Genomic DNA, 17558 nt, shown 5'->3' on the forward strand with positions numbered 1-17558 from the left:
CGGTTCGACGCCTCGACGTGGGAACGATCACGCCAAGCCTGGCGTTGTCACACTTTGTCTCATCTTCAGTTATGCTCGCCGTTCGTCGCCAACGCCGGAGCCACTGAATCCATGTCCCCCCTTCGCCTGTTTGTCCCCCTGTCCCTCGCCCTGCTGGCCGCCTGCGCCACGCAACCGAAAACCAACGTGACCGTGGAAAAACAGAGCGAATGCCCGGTGCGGCTGACCAACGGGCAAAACCTGATCGTCATGCTCCCGAGCAACCCCACCACCGGTTACCGCTGGGCCATCCAGGATTCTGCCGGCGGCGTATTGCGCGCCCTCAGCCCCGAGGTCTACAGCAATCCGGAAGATGCCGGCGTGGTCGGCGCGGCCGGTCTCTCGACCTGGCGCTTCCAGGCTTTCGCCACCGGCACCGGTCGCCTGCGTCTGACTTCGCAGCAACCGTGGGCGCCGGAAGTGTTGCCGGTGGAAACCTTTGACTGCGCCATTTCGGTGAACTGATCGTGGGCTGGCTGATCCTCGCGCTGATGGGCGCCGTGACCTTTCTCTATGGCGTCAGCACCCATGCGGCGTTGCTCTGCCTGCTGGTCAAACCGCTGCCGGTGTTGGCGTTGCTGGGCTGGTTGCACGATGCGCCGCCCAGCGACTATCGGCGCTGGATCAGCCTAGGTCTGATTTTCTCGTTGATCGGCGATGTGTTGCTGGCGTGGCCGGGGGATTTGTTCGTCTTCGGTCTGGGAGCGTTTCTGGTCGCGCATTTGGCGTATCTCAAGGCTTACCTCAGCGATTGCCGGCGCTTGGCTTTGCTGCCGCTGATCCTGGCCCTCAGCGTGGGCGCCGTGCTGTTGGGCATATTGATCAGCAGCGGACTCGGCCCGTTGACCGTGCCGGTGATCGTCTACGGCACCGCCATCAGCGCCATGCTCTGGCGCGCACTGGCCCGACTCGGCAGCGGCGTACCGCAACGTTCGGCGCTGCTGGCGGCGGGCGGCGCGGTGGCGTTCGTGTTCTCCGACAGCGTGATCGGCATCAACCGGTTTGTCTCACCGTTCAACGCGGCACCTTACATCATCATCCTCAGCTATTGGCTGGGGCAGTGGGGGATTGCCGCCTCGGCCTTCTCCCAAACCAAACGCCCCGACCTCTGAAACTGATCGTTCCCACGCTTTGAGTCCTTGCGCAAGTGACGCAGAGCGTCACAGGATGCATTCCCACGCGGAGCGTGGGAACGATCACCTGCTGCAAAGCGGTTTATCAGACAACCCGCGCATCTGCGCGCCAGTTTGGCTAAAATGCCGGCCTTTTCATCGACACCGCCGGAACCGCCGTGAGCAAAGAACCCGATCGCATTTTCGCCCAGCCGATGGCCCAGGTGCCCGACTTCGCCTTCAACGAAGACGTGGTGCGGGTGTTCCCGGACATGATCAAGCGTTCGGTGCCGGGTTACCCGACCATCGTCGAGAACCTCGGCGTGCTCGCGGCGCAGTTCGCCCAGCCGAACAGCGTGCTCTACGACCTCGGCGCCTCCCTCGGTGCGGTGACCCAGGCCCTGCGCCGTCACGTGCGCACCGACGGTTGCCGGGTGATCGCGGTGGATAACTCGGCGGCGATGGTCGAGCGCTGCCGCGAGTACCTCAACGGTCAGGATTCGATGTTCCAGGAGTTGCTTCCGGTCGAAGTGATCGAAGGCGACATCCTCGCCCTCGATTTCAAACCGGCCTCGGTGGTGGCGCTGAATTTCACCCTGCAATTCATCGCCCCGGATCAGCGTACGGCGTTGCTTTCACGCATCCGCCAATCGTTGTTGCCGGGCGGCGCACTGATTCTGTCGGAGAAGCTGCGTTTCAACGACAGCGAAGAACATGCGCTGCTGACCGACCTGCACGTCGCGTTCAAACGCGCCAACGGCTACAGCGAACTGGAAATCGCCCAGAAGCGCAGCGCCATCGAAAACGTCATGAAGCCCGACAGCCTCGAAGAACACCGCGAGCGCCTGCTGGCCGCCGGGTTCTCGAAAGTCGTGCCGTGGTTCCAGTGTCTTAACTTTGCCTCGTTGATTGCCTTGCCATGATTGATCTGTCCCCCCTCGCCCGCCGTCTGGCCGGCACGCCGCTGGCCGAATGGGCCAACACCCTGCAAGTGCAGCTCGACAAGAAAATGGAGAAAGGCCACGGCGATCTGGAGCGCTGGCAAAGTGCGCTGGACGCCCTGCCGAAGATCCAGCCGACCGAAGTCGACCTGCTCGACGGCCTGAAACTCGACACCGATTGCGACGACGAAACCCGCGCACAAATGCGTACTGCCCTGATGGGCCTGTCGCCGTGGCGCAAGGGGCCGTTCGATCTGTTCGGGGTGCACGTCGACACCGAATGGCGCTCGGACTGGAAGTGGTCGCGGGTCTCCCCGCATCTGGATCTGAAGGGCAAACGCATCCTCGATGTCGGTTGCGGCAACGGCTACTACATGTGGCGCATGCTCGGCGCCGGTGCCGACAGTGTGATCGGCGTCGATCCGAACTGGCTGTTCTTCTGCCAGTTCCAGGCGGTGCAGCGTTATCTGTCAGAGCCGAATGCCTGGCACCTGCCGTTCCCGTTCGAAGACTTGCCGCCGAATCTGGAAGGCTTCGACACGGTATTTTCCATGGGCGTGTTCTACCACCGTCGCTCGCCGATCGAGCATTTGCTGGCGCTGAAGGATTGCCTGGTGAAAGGTGGTGAACTGGTGCTGGAGACGCTGGTGGTCGAAGGCGACAAACATCAGGTACTGGTGCCGGAAGACCGTTATGCGCAGATGCGTAATGTGTGGTTCCTGCCGTCGGTGCCGGCGCTGGAGTTGTGGCTACGTCGTGCGGGGTTCACGGATGTGAGGTGCGTGGATGTGAGCACCACCACCGTTGAAGAACAGCGCGGGACTGAATGGATGAAGTATCAGTCGTTGAGCGATTTCCTTGATCCGGAAGATCACAGCAAGACGATCGAAGGGCTGCCGGCGCCGATGCGGGCGGTGATTGTCGCGAAGAAGTAAATCTTCCGAACACTGAAAAACCTGTGGGAGCGAGCTTGCTCGCGATAGCGGTTTGACAGTCAACATTTCTGTAACTGTTGGACCGAATCGCGAGCAAGCTCGCTCCCACATTGGTTTTGTGTTCAGTCTGCCGGTTTTGCCCGCCGCGCCCGGAAAAACTCAGTCAACACCGCACCACACTCCTCCGCCAATACTCCCCCTTCATACAACACTCGATGGTTGAGAAAGCCCTGAGTGAAGAACTGCCCCTGACTCTGCACAATCCCGGCCTTCGGCTCCAGCGCGCCGTACACCACACGCGCAATCCGCGAATGCACGATCAGCCCGGCGCACATGCTGCACGGTTCCAGCGTCACGTAGAGCGTGCTGCCCGGCAGACGATAGTTGCTCACAGCCTGAGCAGCGGCGCGGATCGCGACCATTTCCGCATGGGCACTCGGGTCACTGGCACTGATCGGGCAGTTGAAGCCACGACCGATAATCTCGCCATCCTGCACCAGCACCGCGCCCACCGGCACTTCGCCGAGCGCTGCGCCTTGCGCCGCCAACTCCAGCGCCTCGCGCATGAAGTCGCGGTCACGGCTGCGGTCGATGATCGCCGCGGGGCGAATCTGGCGCATCACTTCACCTCGATGGCGGCCATCAGGCCGGTTTCCATGTGGTCAATCACGTGGCAGTGGAACATCCACACCCCCGGGTTATCCGCCACCAGCGCCACTTGCGCGCGCTCGTTCTTGCCCAGCAGGTAGGTGTCGGTGAAGTACGGCACGATCTTGTGCCGGTTCGACGCAATCACCTTGAAGCTCATGCCGTGCAGGTGGATCGGGTGCTGATACTGGGTCATGTTCTTCAGTTCGAAAATATAGCTCTGGCCCAGTTTCAGGCTGGCGATCGGCCGATCGGCGCAGGTCTTGTCGGTAATGTCCCAAGCCTTGCCGTTGATCTGCCACAGGCTCGGCGGCTTGCCGTTGTCGACATTCACCGACACCGAACCGACCCATTCGAAATTGAAGTTGAGTTTCTCGGCATTGGCCAGGTCCGGCTCGGCCACCGGGTTGGCCGGCAGTGCTTTCGGCCAGTCGGTCGGCGCGTCATTGTTGGCCACTGAGCGCAGGGTGCCGAGACGAACCGGGCCGTTGCGCAGCGACAGTTCCTCACCGGCCGGCGGCGCCTTGATCGCCAGGCAGATGCGCATCCCCGGGCCGAGCCAATATTCCTTGCCCAAGGGGCGCGGCTCGACCGGGTTGCCGTCCAGCGCATAGATCTGCGCTTCGACGCCGGGAATGTTGATGCGATAGGTCAGGGTGTTGTCGAGGTTGAGCAGGCGTACGCGGGTGATCTGCCCCGCCGGCAACTCGATCACCGGCGTAGGCACGCCGTTGATGGTCGACAGCCGCCCCGCCGTACCGCCACGGGCGGCTTCGCGCGGAATGCTGAACTCGACGAAGTTGCCCTCGTCATCGATGTGCCAGTTCTTCAGGCTCAGGGTCTTTTCGTACTTGAACCCGGTCGGCTCACGCTCTTCGACAATCAACGGCCCGACCAACCCGCGACCGAGTTCCTCACTGCTGCTGACGTGCGGGTGATACCAGTAGCTGCCGGCGTCCGGCACACGGAATTTGTAATCGAAGTATTCGCCCGGCAGCACCGGCAATTGCGAAACGTACGGCACACCGTCCATCTCCAGCGGCAGGCGGATGCCGTGCCAGTGAATGGTCGTCGCCACCGGCAGATGGTTGATGAACCGCACCCGCAGCCATTCGCCCTGACGCACGCGCAACTCGGTACCCGGCGCCGACGGGCCAAATGCCCAGGCCTCGGTCTTGTGCCCTGGCACCAACTCAACGTCCAGTGGCGCGGCGATCAGCTCATAGTCATGCCCCGCATCGGCATCGGCCATCTTGCCCAGCCAGTAACGCGACGCGCCCCCCGCTCCCACGCCAACGACAACAAGACCGGCCAGGCCACCGAGGATTTGGCGACGGGTAAAGGACATGAACTCAACTACCTCACGTATCTGCGGCGGGCCCGCAGACCCGGAAAGGGCGAATACGATACACCTGCAAATGAGAAAGAAACAGCAAAGCGGCCGTGACCACAGGCCGCAGGGGCATCACTTCTCTCCACTCGCGAAGCAGCTTGTTACTGTTGAAAGACACAGCGGCCTGACAAAAAGCGAAAACCTTCCGTAGAATGCCGGCGTGGCTATGGAACACCTTCCTTCTAAACCCTATGAACTAGGGGTTCCGCTCTCCACACCGCGCCTGCTCCCAGCAGGCGTTTTCATATCGGCTGTAGACACGATGCTGCAGCTCGCTCACGACGGCGACCCAGGGAGAAAATCAAGCATGAATCAGGAGCTGTTCCTGCGTCGCCGCAGTAAAGTTCACGTCCCGATGGGCACTGGTGGTGCCACGCGCGCTCAGGTCGCGTCGGCTATTCGGGAAATCGCGGCGTTCCGGTGCGTACTGTCAGAGCCCCTGATTGAGCAAATCGGCCTGTTGTCGGCGACAGAGCTCAAGTACTGGTTGCGTGACATTGTCAGAGTGCTTCGGCGCAGGAGTGGCGCTCATGTGCACCACCGGCCGTTTTACCCTGACTTTCCTGAGCAGGTTCTGACGGCCTCGGAGGCCGAGCTGTACCTCAACGCCGTCATGCACTACCACACGCTTCGACGTTTACCCGCGACTGAAGACTCTCGACCTCCACTGCTTGAAGGCAACTTCATTTCCTGGGTTATCGAACCGGGAAGCATCCCTGAGTTCGAGTCGCTGCTCGAGCCACTGGTTTCATCACGCACCTCGCTCTCCGAAGAGGAAGCGAATGATGTCATCTGGTTTATCCGCGAGTACAAAAGTGATGTGTTCCGTCTGCTGCCTGAGGTCGTCCCGTTCCGGGAGATCCGGGCACAGGTTGGCGGCACACTGATCCTGCATGTAGCTGGCGATGCACGGGTGGATGCATTTCTGGAGCAGAACGTCGAAACGGCGACTGACGTGCTACGACTGGCGATCGCGCTGAATGGAGGAGACGTGTCACTGGCGACCGCCACGACACGTTTCAAAGCGGTGAAGCGCTCGATGCGCCGTCTGCTGTTGAGCCTGCTCGACCGAATACCCAACGCTACGGAAGACGTGATGCGGCATGCCGAGCGATGGAAACGCCTGGCTGAAGTACTTCATCCGGGCGATTACACCGATAAATACCCAAGAGCGCTGGCCGCCATCACCGCAGCGCGTCGCAACGAAGCGCCTGCCTCGTTTGGATCACGTGTCGAAACATTGTTCGCCCAGCGCGATATTGCCAAGCTTGTGCCCGTACTACAGAGCCGTCCCGGTGAGTTTGCAAGACGGTTGGACGCAACGCTGCGACGCGCGACAGAACGAGAGTCGGTTCTCGATGCGTTCGAGGCTGTTGCACCACAAGTGTCCTCGCCTGTCCTGCTGCAGTTGCTGGCCCAGTCACGTGCGCCGCGCCCCCTGCCACTTCGGGCGTTCACACCGAAAGGTTCATTCGCCAAAGTCTATGGCATCAAGGATGACCGAGAGCCTCTCGCACCCGAGGTGCTGGCTCGTGCAGCGCGAATCTGCGAGGACGCTCTGGTAACGCGGTTTGCGACACTCCCGCCATTGGGTCGCTGTTACATCGATCCGGAATTACTCGAATACAGGGTACCGCTGGCACAACGCGCTTCTTCGAAATCGCTACGGACACTGGTGCGGGGCAGCCGATTGCCGATGCCTGACACACGTTTCATTCGCCTTTTTCTTTGGTGGAAGAACGGTCGTTCACGCACGGACATCGACTTGTCCGCCGCATTTTTCGATGCCAACTTCGTGTTCAGAGAAACGGTTGCGTACTACAACCTGAGAGATTACGGCGGCTGCCACAGCGGCGACATCGTCGACGCACCCGAAGGGGCTTCGGAGTTCATCGACCTCGACCTTGAAGTCCTCGTCGAGAAGGGCATTCGCTACGTCGTCACGTCTATCAACTCATTCACTCAGCAGCCGTACTGCGATCTTCCAGAATGCTTCGCTGGCTGGATGGCACGCGCCGATACTGCATCGGGTGAAGTATTCGAGCCGCGAACCGTGTTCGATCGTATCGATATCGCCTCCGACACACAGATCTGTCTGCCATTTGTGATGGACTTGCAGGAGCGGCGCGTGATCTGGGCCGACCTGGGACTGACCTCATCTCCTCGGTGGAACAATGTCGGGAACAACCTCAGTGGGATTTCGTTGATGCTGCGGGCTTTGGTACATACACCACGGCCTGATCTGGAGACATTGTTCGATTTGCATGTACGAGCACGAGGCGAACGAGTGGCTTCGCCGCAGCAGGCACAAGCGGTGTTTGCACCTGATCAGGGGATAACGCCGTTCGATACGGATTTGATTCGGTCACAGTTCCTCTAATACCTGCGCCTGCCTCCGCACTTCCGCCCAAAAACAAAAATGCCAGTCAGATTAACTGACTGGCATTTTTTATAACCCCTTTTGCGCCTCTGCGAATCCAACCTTGAATGCTAGAGGGCGTGATGCAGGATCACTCCCACTCAATGGTCGCCGGCGGCTTGCTCGACACGTCGTAAGTGACGCGCGAAATACCTTCGATTTCATTGATGATGCGGCCGCTGACGGTTTCCAGCAGTTCGTAAGGCAGGTGTGCCCAACGTGCAGTCATGAAGTCGATGGTTTCCACGGCACGCAGGGCCACGACCCAGGCGTAACGACGGCCATCGCCGACCACGCCAACCGATTTCACTGGCTGGAACACTACGAAGGCCTGGCTGACCTTGTGGTACCAGTCGGCCTTGCGCAGTTCTTCGATGAAGATGTGGTCGGCGCGACGCAGCAGGTCGGCGTATTCCTTCTTCACTTCGCCGAGGATCCGCACGCCCAGGCCCGGGCCCGGGAACGGGTGACGGTAGACCATGTCGTACGGCAGGCCCAGTTCCAGGCCCAGACGACGGACTTCGTCCTTGAACAGTTCGCGCAGTGGCTCGACCAGTTTCAGGTTCATCTCTTCCGGCAGGCCGCCCACGTTGTGGTGCGACTTGATCACGTGGGCCTTGCCGCTTTTCGCGCCAGCCGACTCGATCACGTCCGGGTAGATGGTGCCCTGAGCCAGGTACTTGATGTTGTCCAGCTTGCAGGATTCGGCATCGAACACGTCGATGAAGGTACGGCCGATGATCTTGCGCTTCTTCTCCGGGTCGGCTTCGCCGGCCAGGTTGTTCAGGAACTGGTCTTCAGCGTTGGCGCGGATCACCTTGACGCCCATGTTCTCGGCGAACATGGCCATAACCTGCTCGCCTTCGTGCAGACGCAGCAGGCCGTTGTCGACGAAGACGCAGGTCAGCTGGTCGCCGATGGCCTTGTGCAGCAGTGCCGCAACCACCGAGGAGTCCACACCGCCGGACAGACCCAGCAGCACGTTGTCGGTACCGACCTGTGCGCGGATGTTGGCGATGGCGTCTTCGGCGATCTTCGACGGAGTCCACAGGGCTTCACAGCCGCAGATGTCGAGAACGAAACGCGACAGGATGCGACCGCCCTGCTTGGTGTGGGTCACTTCCGGGTGGAACTGCACGCCGTAGTAAGCGCGCTCGTCGTTGAACATGCCGGCGATCGGGCAGCTCGGGGTGCTGGCCAGGATGTGGAAGTCTTCCGGCATCTTGGTGACTTTGTCACCGTGGCTCATCCATACGTCGAGGCCGAACAGGCCGTCGGCGTCGATGTGGTCTTCGATGCCGTCGAGAAGACGGCTCTTGCCGACCACGTCAACGCGGGCATAACCGAACTCACGCAGCTCGGAGCCTTCAACCTTGCCGCCCAGTTGCTCGGCCATAGTCTGCATGCCGTAGCAGATACCGAAGACCGGTACGCCCAGGTCGAACACCGCTTGCGGGCAGCGCGGGCTGTTGGCTTCGTGCACGGACTCGGGACCGCCGGCGAGGATCACGCCTTTTGGCGCAAATTCGCGGATCGCATCTTCGTCCATGTCGAACGGGTGCAGTTCGCAGTACACACCGATCTCGCGCACGCGGCGGGCGATCAGTTGGGTGTATTGCGAACCGAAGTCGAGGATCAGGATGCGGTGAGCGTGAATGTCGAGGGCCATGATTCAGTCTCGTCTAAGTAATTCAGAAACAGTCTTTGATTCAGAAACGACTCGGGGCTGAATAAAACAGCCCCGGTCATTTAACGTTTTGCTTGAAGCCTCAACCTACGCGGTAGTTTGGCGCTTCCTTGGTGATCTGCACGTCGTGAACGTGGGATTCGGCCATGCCGGCACCGGTGATCCGCACGAACTCAGGCTTGGTGCGCATTTCTTCGATGTTGGCGCTGCCGGTGTAACCCATCGAGGAACGCAGACCGCCCATCAACTGGTGAATGATCGCGCTCAGGGTACCCTTGTAAGGAACACGGCCTTCGATGCCTTCCGGAACGAGTTTCTCGGCGCCTGCCGAGGAGTCCTGGAAGTAACGGTCGGAGGAACCTTGAGCCTGGGACATGGCGCCCAGCGAACCCATGCCGCGATAAGCCTTGTACGAACGGCCCTGGAACAGTTCGATCTCGCCCGGCGCTTCTTCGGTACCGGCGAACATCGAGCCCATCATCACGCAGGAAGCACCGGCCACGATGGCCTTGGACAGGTCACCGGAGAAACGGATGCCGCCGTCGGCGATCAACGGAACACCGGTGCCTTCGAGGGCAGCGGCCACGTTGGCGATGGCACTGATTTGCGGAACGCCGACACCGGCGACGATACGGGTGGTGCAGATCGAGCCAGGGCCGATACCGACCTTGACGGCGTCGGCGCCAGCTTCGGCCAGAGCCTTGGCGGCTGCGCCGGTGGCGATGTTGCCGCCGATCACCTGCACTTCAGGGAAATTCTCTTTGACCCAGCGAACGCGGTCGATCACGCCTTTGGAGTGACCGTGTGCGGTGTCGACCACCACCACGTCCACACCGGCATTGACCAGGGCGGCAACGCGGTCACCGGTGTCTTTACCGGTACCGACTGCAGCGCCGACGCGCAGACGACCTTGATCGTCCTTGCTGGCCAGCGGGTAGGCCTTGGCTTTTTCGATGTCTTTGACGGTCATCATGCCTTTGAGGGCAAACTTGTTGTCGACGATCAGGACTTTTTCCAGGCGGTGCTTGTGCAGCAGCTCGCGGACTTCGTTCTTGTCGGCGCCTTCGCGAACAGTGACCAGACGCTCTTTAGGCGTCATCACTTCACGAACGGTGGCGTCCAGACGGGTTTCGAAACGCACGTCACGGGAGGTGACGATGCCGACCAGGTCGCCATCGTGCAAAACCGGAACGCCGGAAATGTTGTGCATGCGGGTCAGTTCGAACAGATCACGAACCGTGGCGTCAGCCTCGATGGTGATTGGGTCCTTGACCACACCGGCTTCGAACTTCTTGACCTTGCGAACTTCGGCAGCTTGCTGCTCGATGGTCATGTTCTTGTGGATAATGCCGATGCCACCTTCCTGAGCCATGGCGATTGCCAGACGGGCTTCGGTGACGGTGTCCATGGCGGCAGAAACCAGAGGAATGTTCAGCTCGATGCCACGGGTAAGGCGGGTCTTCAGACTGACTTCGTTAGGAAGCACCTCGGAATAACCAGGCACTAAAAGAATGTCGTCGAAGGTCAGAGCTTCTTGGCTGATACGCAGCATCGCGGGGGCTCCCGAGCGGGAAAATGGAAGCGCGCCATTATACTCAGACACCCTACCGGGCTCAATGTAAAACTTGTCTTATATCAATGTTGCTGATGTACGGGAAAAACGCCCCTTACAACTCGACCTTGACCCAGCTCACCGGTTGATCCAGCCAGTCGGCGAATTCGTCGATGAAACTCTGCTTGAAGCCCGCCTCCAGCCAGTTGTTGAAGATGAAACCGAGATTGGAAAACCCGCACTCCTGCAAATACAGAAAACCGTTGATGTCGTCTTCGTGCCCGCATTCTGGGCAGGTGAAGTTGTCGGTGCGGCCCGGCATCCAGTCTTCCAGGCTTTCGAACAGCGCTTCGCCGATTTCCTGGCGGCACTCGGCGCAACCGGCCTCTTCGAGAAAACCCTTGGCCGGGGTGTAGATGCAGCGCTTGGTGATGACTTCCAGCCCATTGATCGGCTCACCGAACGGCAGCGCCTCGGGGTGCAGCACCACTGCGCGGGCACCATCGGCGATGGCGTAGGCCATGCGATTGCCGGTACGCCCGCAGGTACTCAGCTCTTCCTTGACGATGTTCTTGCGCACTAGCCAGCGCAGGATCGCCCGGGCCCGGGGTTCGTGCACCGGCAGGTTGGAGATTTTCGGGACGATGATGCTTTGGGAGTTCATGGTGCAAGCCTGCTGCGTCAAAGGATGTTCTGCGACGAACGCGGCCGGCAGCTTAATCCCTGACAAAATCCGGTCAAGTGCTTAAATAGCGGCCGATCAGCGCAATCCCGCTCGCCAGCACCAGCCAGGTCACCAACCGCACGAAGGCCTCGCGGGACAGGCGCATCGTCAAACGCCGCCCGACCCACAAGCCCAGCGCCATGGCCGGCAACAGGCACAGCGCAAGCATCAACAAGGGTAGCTCGGCATACACCCCGGCGATGGCGAACAGGCTCAAACGCACCACCGTGCTGCAACTGATCAGCGCACTTTGCGTGGCCCGGGCTGCGTCCTTGGGTAGTCGGCTGTTGAGGTAGATCGCATAAAGAAAGCCGCCACTGCCGAACAACGCGCCGAACAGCCCGCCCACGGTGCCCATCGGCAACGCCCACCCGGCAGACAACTGCGCCGGTCGCGCCTTGATCCACAAGCTGTAGATCGCATAGGCACTGATGAACAGCCCCATCAACAGCAGCAAAAGATCGGACTTGAGGTTAAGCAGGAAAATCACCCCCAGCGTGCACCCGACCGCCATGCACGGCAGCAGCCGCAGCAATTCCGGTTTCGCCACATCACGCCGCGACGGCAGCAGATTGCCGAACGCCGCGACAAAATCCAGCAGCACCAGCAACGGCACGATTTTCGACAGCGGCATGAACAGAATCAGAATCGGCCCCGCCACCAGCGCCGTACCGAAACCGGCAATCCCGAACACGATGTAGGCCAGCGCGATCGCCAGTCCGATCACCACCCAGCCTTGCGCGCCCCACGACCATTCGCTCAACAACCCCGCCACACTCATTCGCTCGCTTCCTTTATAAGCCTGCGATGACTTTAGCCAGCGCCGAGGGTTGCGACTAATATCTTCGAAACCGCCAAGCCATCTCGAAAAGGCATGCCTCGTGCTTTCAACCCGTCAATTGCGCTACTTCGTGGAAATCGCCGAGAGCGGCAGCTTCAGTGCCGCAGCCGAACGGCTGTTCATCGCTCAATCGGCGCTGAGCCGGCAGATCAAGGACATGGAAACCCGCCTGCAAACGCCGCTTTTCGAACGCACCGCACGCCAGCCCCGGCTCACCGCCGCTGGTGAAGCGTTCCTGCCGCGGGCGAGAAACCTGCTGAATGAATTGAACAAGGCCAGCACTTTGGCCACGGAAATCGGCCACGGTCAACGCGGCACATTGCGCGTATGCCACTCGAGTACCGTGCCGATCAGCGGCCAACTGTTGCGCGACATGAGCACTTATCTGAAGCAGCAACCCGGGGTTTCGCTGGACATCGGCACGCTCTCCTCGGAGTCGCAACTTGAAGAACTGGCCGAGGGACGCCTCGATATTGGCCTTCTGCGCCTGCCGGTGCTGCGCCAGCGCGAGGGCGTTCAGATTGTGCCGCTCTATACCGAACACTTGCTGCTTGCCGTGCCGGCGGATCATCGACTGGCGTCGGCGGAGGCCGTCGATCTGGCACAACTGAAAGACGAAGCCTTCATCTCCATCCCGCATCCGCAGCGCGGCGGGCTGAGTTATTTGTGCGCGGACCTGTGCATGCGTCACGGTTTCTTCCCCCAGGCTGCGCGAGTGATGTCGCGCAAGACCACACAATTGCAGTTGATCCAGGCCGGATTCGGCATCGCTCTGCTGCCGGAATCAATGCAGGACATTGCGCCGGCCGGTGTGAGATTTCTGCCGCTGACCGGCGATTGCCAGAGCACCGTCGCCCTTGCTTCTCGGCAAAATCCCACACCTCTGGTGCAACACTTCCTCCAGACATTCACCGGCGAATGCCTTTAAACTGCGCCCCATGATTAAAGATCCCTTTGCAAGACTCGGCCTCGACCGCGAAGTCCTGACCGTCAGCCAGCTCAACGGCCGCGCGCGGGTGTTGCTCGAAGACGTGTTCAGCAACATCTGGGTCGAAGGCGAAATTTCCAACCTCGCCCGCCCGGCGTCCGGCCACGTGTATTTCACGCTCAAGGACAGCGGCGCGCAGGTGCGTTGCGCGCTGTTCCGGCAGAATGCGGCGCGGGTGCGTCAGGCGCTGAAGGATGGCCTGGCGGTCAAGGTGCGCGGCAAGGTCTCGCTGTTCGAAGGGCGTGGCGACTATCAACTGATCCTCGACACCGTGGAGCCAGCCGGTGACGGTGCCCTGCGCCTGGCCTTCGATGCCTTGAAGGAAAAGCTCAGCGCCGAAGGCTTGTTCAGTGCCGAGCGCAAGGTGCCGCTGCCGGCACATCCGCAGCGCATCGGCATCATCAGTTCGCCGACCGGCGCGGTGATCCGCGACATCATCAGCGTGTTCCGCCGCCGCGCGCCGCAGGTTCAACTGACGCTGATTCCCACCGCCGTTCAGGGCCGCGAAGCCACCGCGCAGATCGTCCGCGCCCTGAAACTGGCGGACGCCCGTGGCTTCGACGCGCTGATCCTGGCCCGTGGCGGCGGCTCGCTGGAAGACCTCTGGTGCTTCAACGAAGAAGCCGTGGCCCGGGCGGTAGATGCCTGCGTCACGCCGATCGTGAGTGCGGTCGGCCATGAAACCGATGTGTCGATCAGCGACTTCGTGGCGGACGTGCGCGCACCGACACCGTCCGCCGCCGCTGAACTGCTTGCCCCGGATTCCAGCCACCTGATCCGGCAGGTCGAAAGCCTGCATCGTCGGTTGGTGATGCGCATGCGTGACCGCCTGATGCGCGATCGCCTGCGCCTTGAAGGCATGACCCGCCGCCTGCGCCATCCCGGCGAGCGTCTGCGCCAGCAGGCACAGCGTCTGGATGATCTGGACATGCGCATGCGCCGCGCCTTCGAGCGCCAGCTCAATACCCGTCGTGAACGACTGATCCGCCTGGAAACCCGTCTCGCCGGGCAACATCCGGGACGCCAGCTGGCCCTGTTGCGCCACCGCCTCGACAGCCTCGCCGAGCGCTTGCCGCGCGCCATGAACGAAGGTCTGAAACGCCGTCGCCTTCAGTTGCAAAGCCAGATGCAGACCCTGCACGTGGTCAGCCCGCTGGCGACACTCGGCCGTGGCTACAGCATTCTGCTGGATGAGCGCGGTAACGCGATCCGCAACGCCGCGCAGACTCACACCGGCCAGCGCCTCAAGGCAAGACTGGGCGAAGGCGAACTGCAAGTGCGCGTCGAGGACAATCACCTGACGCCTGTCACTCTCTCTTTACTGGACTGATCCATGCCGCGTTTTTTTGCTCCGCTGCTGTTGCTGTGCCTGACCTTCAATGCCCACGCCGACAGTTACATTACCCGCCTGCTGAACAAACCGGTGCCGGGCGGCGTGGCTGTCGTCGATCTGGGCACCGCTGCGCAAGCGCCGAAAGCCACGTATCAGGGCAAACCGGTGCTGGTGGTCAAGGAACAGAACAACTGGCTGGCGATTGTCGGCGTTCCGTTGACCGTCAAACCCGGCGTTCAGCAGATCAGCAGTGGCGGCAGTAACCTCAACTTCAATGTCGGCAACAAGAAATACCCGGAACAGCACATCACCCTGAAGAACACCCAGCAGGTCAATCCGAACCCGGCGAATCTGAAGCGCATCGAGGGCGAACTGGCCGAGCAGATCAAGGCCTACCGCAGTTTCAGTCCGAATACCCCGAGCAATCTGCTGCTGGACAAACCGGTCAACGGACCGCTGTCGAGCAAGTTCGGCGTGCGCCGTTTCTTCAACGGTGAAGAGCGCAATCCGCACGCAGGTCTGGACTTCGCGGTGCCGGCCGGCACGCCGATCAAGACCCCGGCAGCAGGCAAGGTGATCCTGATCGGCAACTACTTCTTCAATGGCAACACGGTGTTCGTCGACCACGGCCAGGGCTTCATCAGCATGTTCTGCCACATGTCGAAGATCGATGTGCAGAACGGCCAGCAACTGGCCCGCGGTGCGGTGGTGGGCAAGGTGGGCGCTACAGGTCGGGCGACCGGGCCGCACATGCACTGGAACGTCAGCCTGAACGATGCGCGGGTCGATCCGGCGATTTTCATTGGGGCTTTCCAGCCTTGATTTGCGGGTGAGGCGACTGGCCTCATTGCGAGCAGGCTCGCTCCCACAGGGATTGCGCACGACGAACGGACTGCGCAATCTCTGCAAACATTCACTTTGATTCAGAGAATAAAATCTCGGAAAAAACCGCTTTCCGGGTATTCCTCTCAATTTTTTTCGACTGCTTGCCATCCTTATCCCCCGCGGTTAGGGTTGAAGGCATGAAAACCTCTCACACCCTCATTCAGCTTCGCCAGCACCGCAGCCTGTGCCTCGTCAGCGCACGACTGCCGGGCTGAATCGCTGCGCCTCGTCCCACGCTTTTCCAAGAACGTTCGTTCCACCGGCAGGCCGCCTCTTTTCGGCCCAGACAATAAGGAATTTCCCGATGAGCATGCTCAAAGACCCGTCTTCGAAATACCGCGCGTTTCCTGTGATCAACCTGCCGGACCGCACCTGGCCGTCGAAGACCATCGATGCCGCGCCGATCTGGTGCAGCTCCGACCTGCGTGACGGCAACCAGTCGTTGATCGAGCCAATGGACGCGGTGAAAAAGCTGCGCTTCTGGAAAACCCTGGTGCAGGTGGGCGTGAAGGAAATCGAAGCCTCGTTCCCGGCCGCTTCGCAAACCGACTTCGACTTCGTGCGTACCCTGATCGAAGACGGCCACATCCCGGACGACACCACTATTCAAGTGCTGACCCAGGGCCGTGAAGACCTGATCGAGCGCACCTTCGAATCCCTGCGCGGAGCGAAGAAAGCCATCGTTCACCTGTACAACGCCACCTCCCCTTCTTTCCGTCGCATCGTCTTCAACCAGGACAAGGACGGGATCAAGGCCATCGCCGTGAACGCCGCCAAGCTGTTCGTCAAATACGCAGCCATGCAGCCGGACACCGAGTGGACCTTCGAGTACTCGCCGGAAACCTTCAGCGCCACCGAGCTGGAATTCGCCAAGGAAGTCTGTGACGCGGTGATCGAGGTCTGGAACCCGACGCCTGAGCACAAGATCATCCTCAACCTGCCGGCCACTGTCGAATGCGCGACCCCGAACGTCTACGCCGACCAGATCGAGTGGTTCCACCGCAACATCAACCGTCGTGACAGCGTGATCATCAGCCTGCACACCCACAACGACCGTGGCACCGGCGTGGCCGCCACCGAGCTGGGCCTGATGGCCGGCGCCGACCGCGTCGAAGGCTGCCTGTTCGGCAACGGCGAGCGTACCGGTAACGTCGACCTCGTGACCGTGGCACTGAACATGTACACCCAGGGCCTCGACCCGCAACTGGACTTCTCCGACATCGACGGCGTGCGCAAGGTCGTCGAAGAGTGCAACCAGATCCAGGTTCACCCGCGTCACCCATACGTTGGCGACCTGGTGCACACCGCGTTCTCCGGCTCCCACCAGGATGCGATCCGCAAGGGCTTCTCGCAGCAGAAACCGGACACTCTGTGGGAAGTGCCGTACCTGCCGATCGACCCGGCCGACATCGGCCGCAGCTACGAGGCGGTGATCCGCGTCAACAGCCAGTCGGGCAAGGGCGGCATCGCCTACTTGCTGGAGCAGGAATACGGCATCAGCCTGCCACGTCGCATGCAGATCGAATTCAGCCAGGTCGTGCAGCGTGAAACCGACCGCCTGGGCCTGGAGATGACCGCGCAGCAAATCCACGCGCTGCTGCACAGCGAGTACCTGCAAGCCAACACCCCATACGCGCTGGTCAGCCATCGCCTGCAGGAAGAAAACGGCAACAGCGCCGTCGAAGTGGAAGTGGCGAGCAAGGGTCAGGGCGAAACCAACCTGCACTGGCGCGGCAAGGGCAACGGCGCGCTGGAGGCGCTGGTGGCCGGTCTGCCGATTCCGGTGGAGATCATGGACTACAACGAACACGCCATCGGCGCGGGCACCAACGCCAAGGCGGCGGCCTACATCGAACTGCGTGTGAACGGCGAACGTGCGGTGCACGGCGTGGGCATCGATGAAAACATCACCACCGCCAGCTTCAAGGCCCTGTTCAGCGCGCTGAACCGCTCGCTGAGCCAGCCGGAAGCGAAAGCGGCGTAACTGACCGCTGCAATGCAAAAGGCCCCGGAGTGCGAACTCCGGGGCCTTTTTATTTTCAATCTGATCGTTCCCACGCT

At 61.1% G+C, this 17558-nt stretch carries 15 protein-coding genes; 9 read left to right on the forward strand and 6 right to left on the reverse strand.

Annotation, left to right across the window (positions count from 1 at the left end):
• Window positions 1–111 precede the first annotated feature (111 nt).
• The 4 genes from AC0R79_RS24790 (at window position 112) to cmoB (ending at window position 3027) form a co-directional block, all read left to right on the forward strand.
• The gene (locus AC0R79_RS24790) at window positions 112–504 is read left to right on the forward strand and encodes a protease inhibitor I42 family protein (RefSeq protein ID WP_102688178.1); all 393 of its coding nucleotides are present in this window, start codon (window positions 112–114) and stop codon (window positions 502–504) included.
• Between the two features lie 2 nt (window positions 505–506).
• Window positions 507–1151 (forward strand): lysoplasmalogenase, encoded by a 645-nt coding sequence (locus AC0R79_RS24795; protein ID WP_179693836.1) that lies wholly within the window; start codon window positions 507–509, stop codon window positions 1149–1151.
• 215 nt (window positions 1152–1366) lie between these two features.
• Window positions 1367–2074: a carboxy-S-adenosyl-L-methionine synthase CmoA gene (gene cmoA, locus AC0R79_RS24800; RefSeq protein WP_375748050.1), complete on the forward strand. Its 708-nt coding sequence runs from the start codon at window positions 1367–1369 to the stop codon at window positions 2072–2074.
• Window positions 2071–3027 (forward strand): tRNA 5-methoxyuridine(34)/uridine 5-oxyacetic acid(34) synthase CmoB, encoded by a 957-nt coding sequence (gene cmoB, locus AC0R79_RS24805; RefSeq protein ID WP_474732007.1) that lies wholly within the window; start codon window positions 2071–2073, stop codon window positions 3025–3027. Before cmoA ends, cmoB begins: the two co-directional genes overlap by 4 nt.
• A 122-nt stretch (window positions 3028–3149) precedes the next feature.
• Here the strand turns inward: cmoB and tadA are convergent, their stop codons facing one another.
• The gene (tadA, locus tag AC0R79_RS24810) at window positions 3150–3647 is read right to left on the reverse strand and encodes a tRNA adenosine(34) deaminase TadA (protein ID WP_085606826.1); all 498 of its coding nucleotides are present in this window, start codon (window positions 3645–3647) and stop codon (window positions 3150–3152) included.
• A complete protein-coding gene (locus AC0R79_RS24815) occupies window positions 3647–5023 on the reverse strand; it encodes a multicopper oxidase family protein (protein WP_085745305.1) in 1377 nt (458 codons plus the stop codon). Before AC0R79_RS24815 ends, tadA begins: the two co-directional genes overlap by 1 nt.
• Before the next feature lie 352 nt (window positions 5024–5375).
• Here AC0R79_RS24815 and AC0R79_RS24820 point away from each other — a divergent pair, with 352 nt between their 5' ends.
• The gene (locus AC0R79_RS24820; RefSeq protein WP_474732010.1) at window positions 5376–7448 is read left to right on the forward strand and encodes a TerD family protein; all 2073 of its coding nucleotides are present in this window, start codon (window positions 5376–5378) and stop codon (window positions 7446–7448) included.
• Between the two features lie 130 nt (window positions 7449–7578).
• On the opposite strand, the gene guaA is transcribed toward AC0R79_RS24820, so the two are convergent.
• The 4 genes from guaA to AC0R79_RS24840 all read right to left on the reverse strand — a co-directional run bounded on the left by guaA (window position 7579) and on the right by AC0R79_RS24840 (window position 12231).
• On the reverse strand, window positions 7579–9156 hold the full coding sequence (gene guaA, locus AC0R79_RS24825; protein WP_108590389.1) for a glutamine-hydrolyzing GMP synthase: 1578 nt from the start codon (window positions 9154–9156) through the stop codon (window positions 7579–7581).
• A 100-nt stretch (window positions 9157–9256) separates the two neighbouring features.
• Window positions 9257–10726 carry an IMP dehydrogenase gene (gene guaB / locus AC0R79_RS24830; RefSeq protein ID WP_127799758.1) on the reverse strand — a complete coding sequence of 490 codons (1470 nt, stop codon included), beginning with the start codon at window positions 10724–10726 and terminating at the stop codon, window positions 9257–9259.
• Window positions 10727–10841: 115 nt separating this feature from the next.
• Window positions 10842–11390 carry a hypothetical protein gene (locus tag AC0R79_RS24835; protein ID WP_011335799.1) on the reverse strand — a complete coding sequence of 183 codons (549 nt, stop codon included), beginning with the start codon at window positions 11388–11390 and terminating at the stop codon, window positions 10842–10844.
• Between the two features lie 73 nt (window positions 11391–11463).
• On the reverse strand, window positions 11464–12231 hold the full coding sequence (locus tag AC0R79_RS24840) for a sulfite exporter TauE/SafE family protein (RefSeq protein WP_074691031.1): 768 nt from the start codon (window positions 12229–12231) through the stop codon (window positions 11464–11466).
• Window positions 12232–12331: 100 nt separating this feature from the next.
• On the opposite strand from AC0R79_RS24840, the gene AC0R79_RS24845 reads away from it, so the two are divergent.
• The 4 genes from AC0R79_RS24845 to leuA all read left to right on the forward strand — a co-directional run bounded on the left by AC0R79_RS24845 (window position 12332) and on the right by leuA (window position 17481).
• The gene (locus tag AC0R79_RS24845; protein WP_474732013.1) at window positions 12332–13219 is read left to right on the forward strand and encodes a LysR family transcriptional regulator; all 888 of its coding nucleotides are present in this window, start codon (window positions 12332–12334) and stop codon (window positions 13217–13219) included.
• Between the two features lie 10 nt (window positions 13220–13229).
• Window positions 13230–14609 (forward strand): exodeoxyribonuclease VII large subunit, encoded by a 1380-nt coding sequence (gene xseA, locus AC0R79_RS24850; RefSeq protein ID WP_102688188.1) that lies wholly within the window; start codon window positions 13230–13232, stop codon window positions 14607–14609.
• Window positions 14610–14612: 3 nt separating this feature from the next.
• Window positions 14613–15434, forward strand: a complete 822-nt coding sequence (locus tag AC0R79_RS24855; protein ID WP_474732015.1) for a peptidoglycan DD-metalloendopeptidase family protein — start codon at window positions 14613–14615, stop codon at window positions 15432–15434.
• 367 nt (window positions 15435–15801) lie between these two features.
• Entirely contained in the window at window positions 15802–17481 is a 1680-nt protein-coding gene (gene leuA / locus AC0R79_RS24860) for a 2-isopropylmalate synthase (protein WP_179693826.1), read from the forward strand.
• Window positions 17482–17558 lie beyond the last annotated feature (77 nt).

The organism is Pseudomonas sp. HD57-3 (assembly GCF_056113135.1).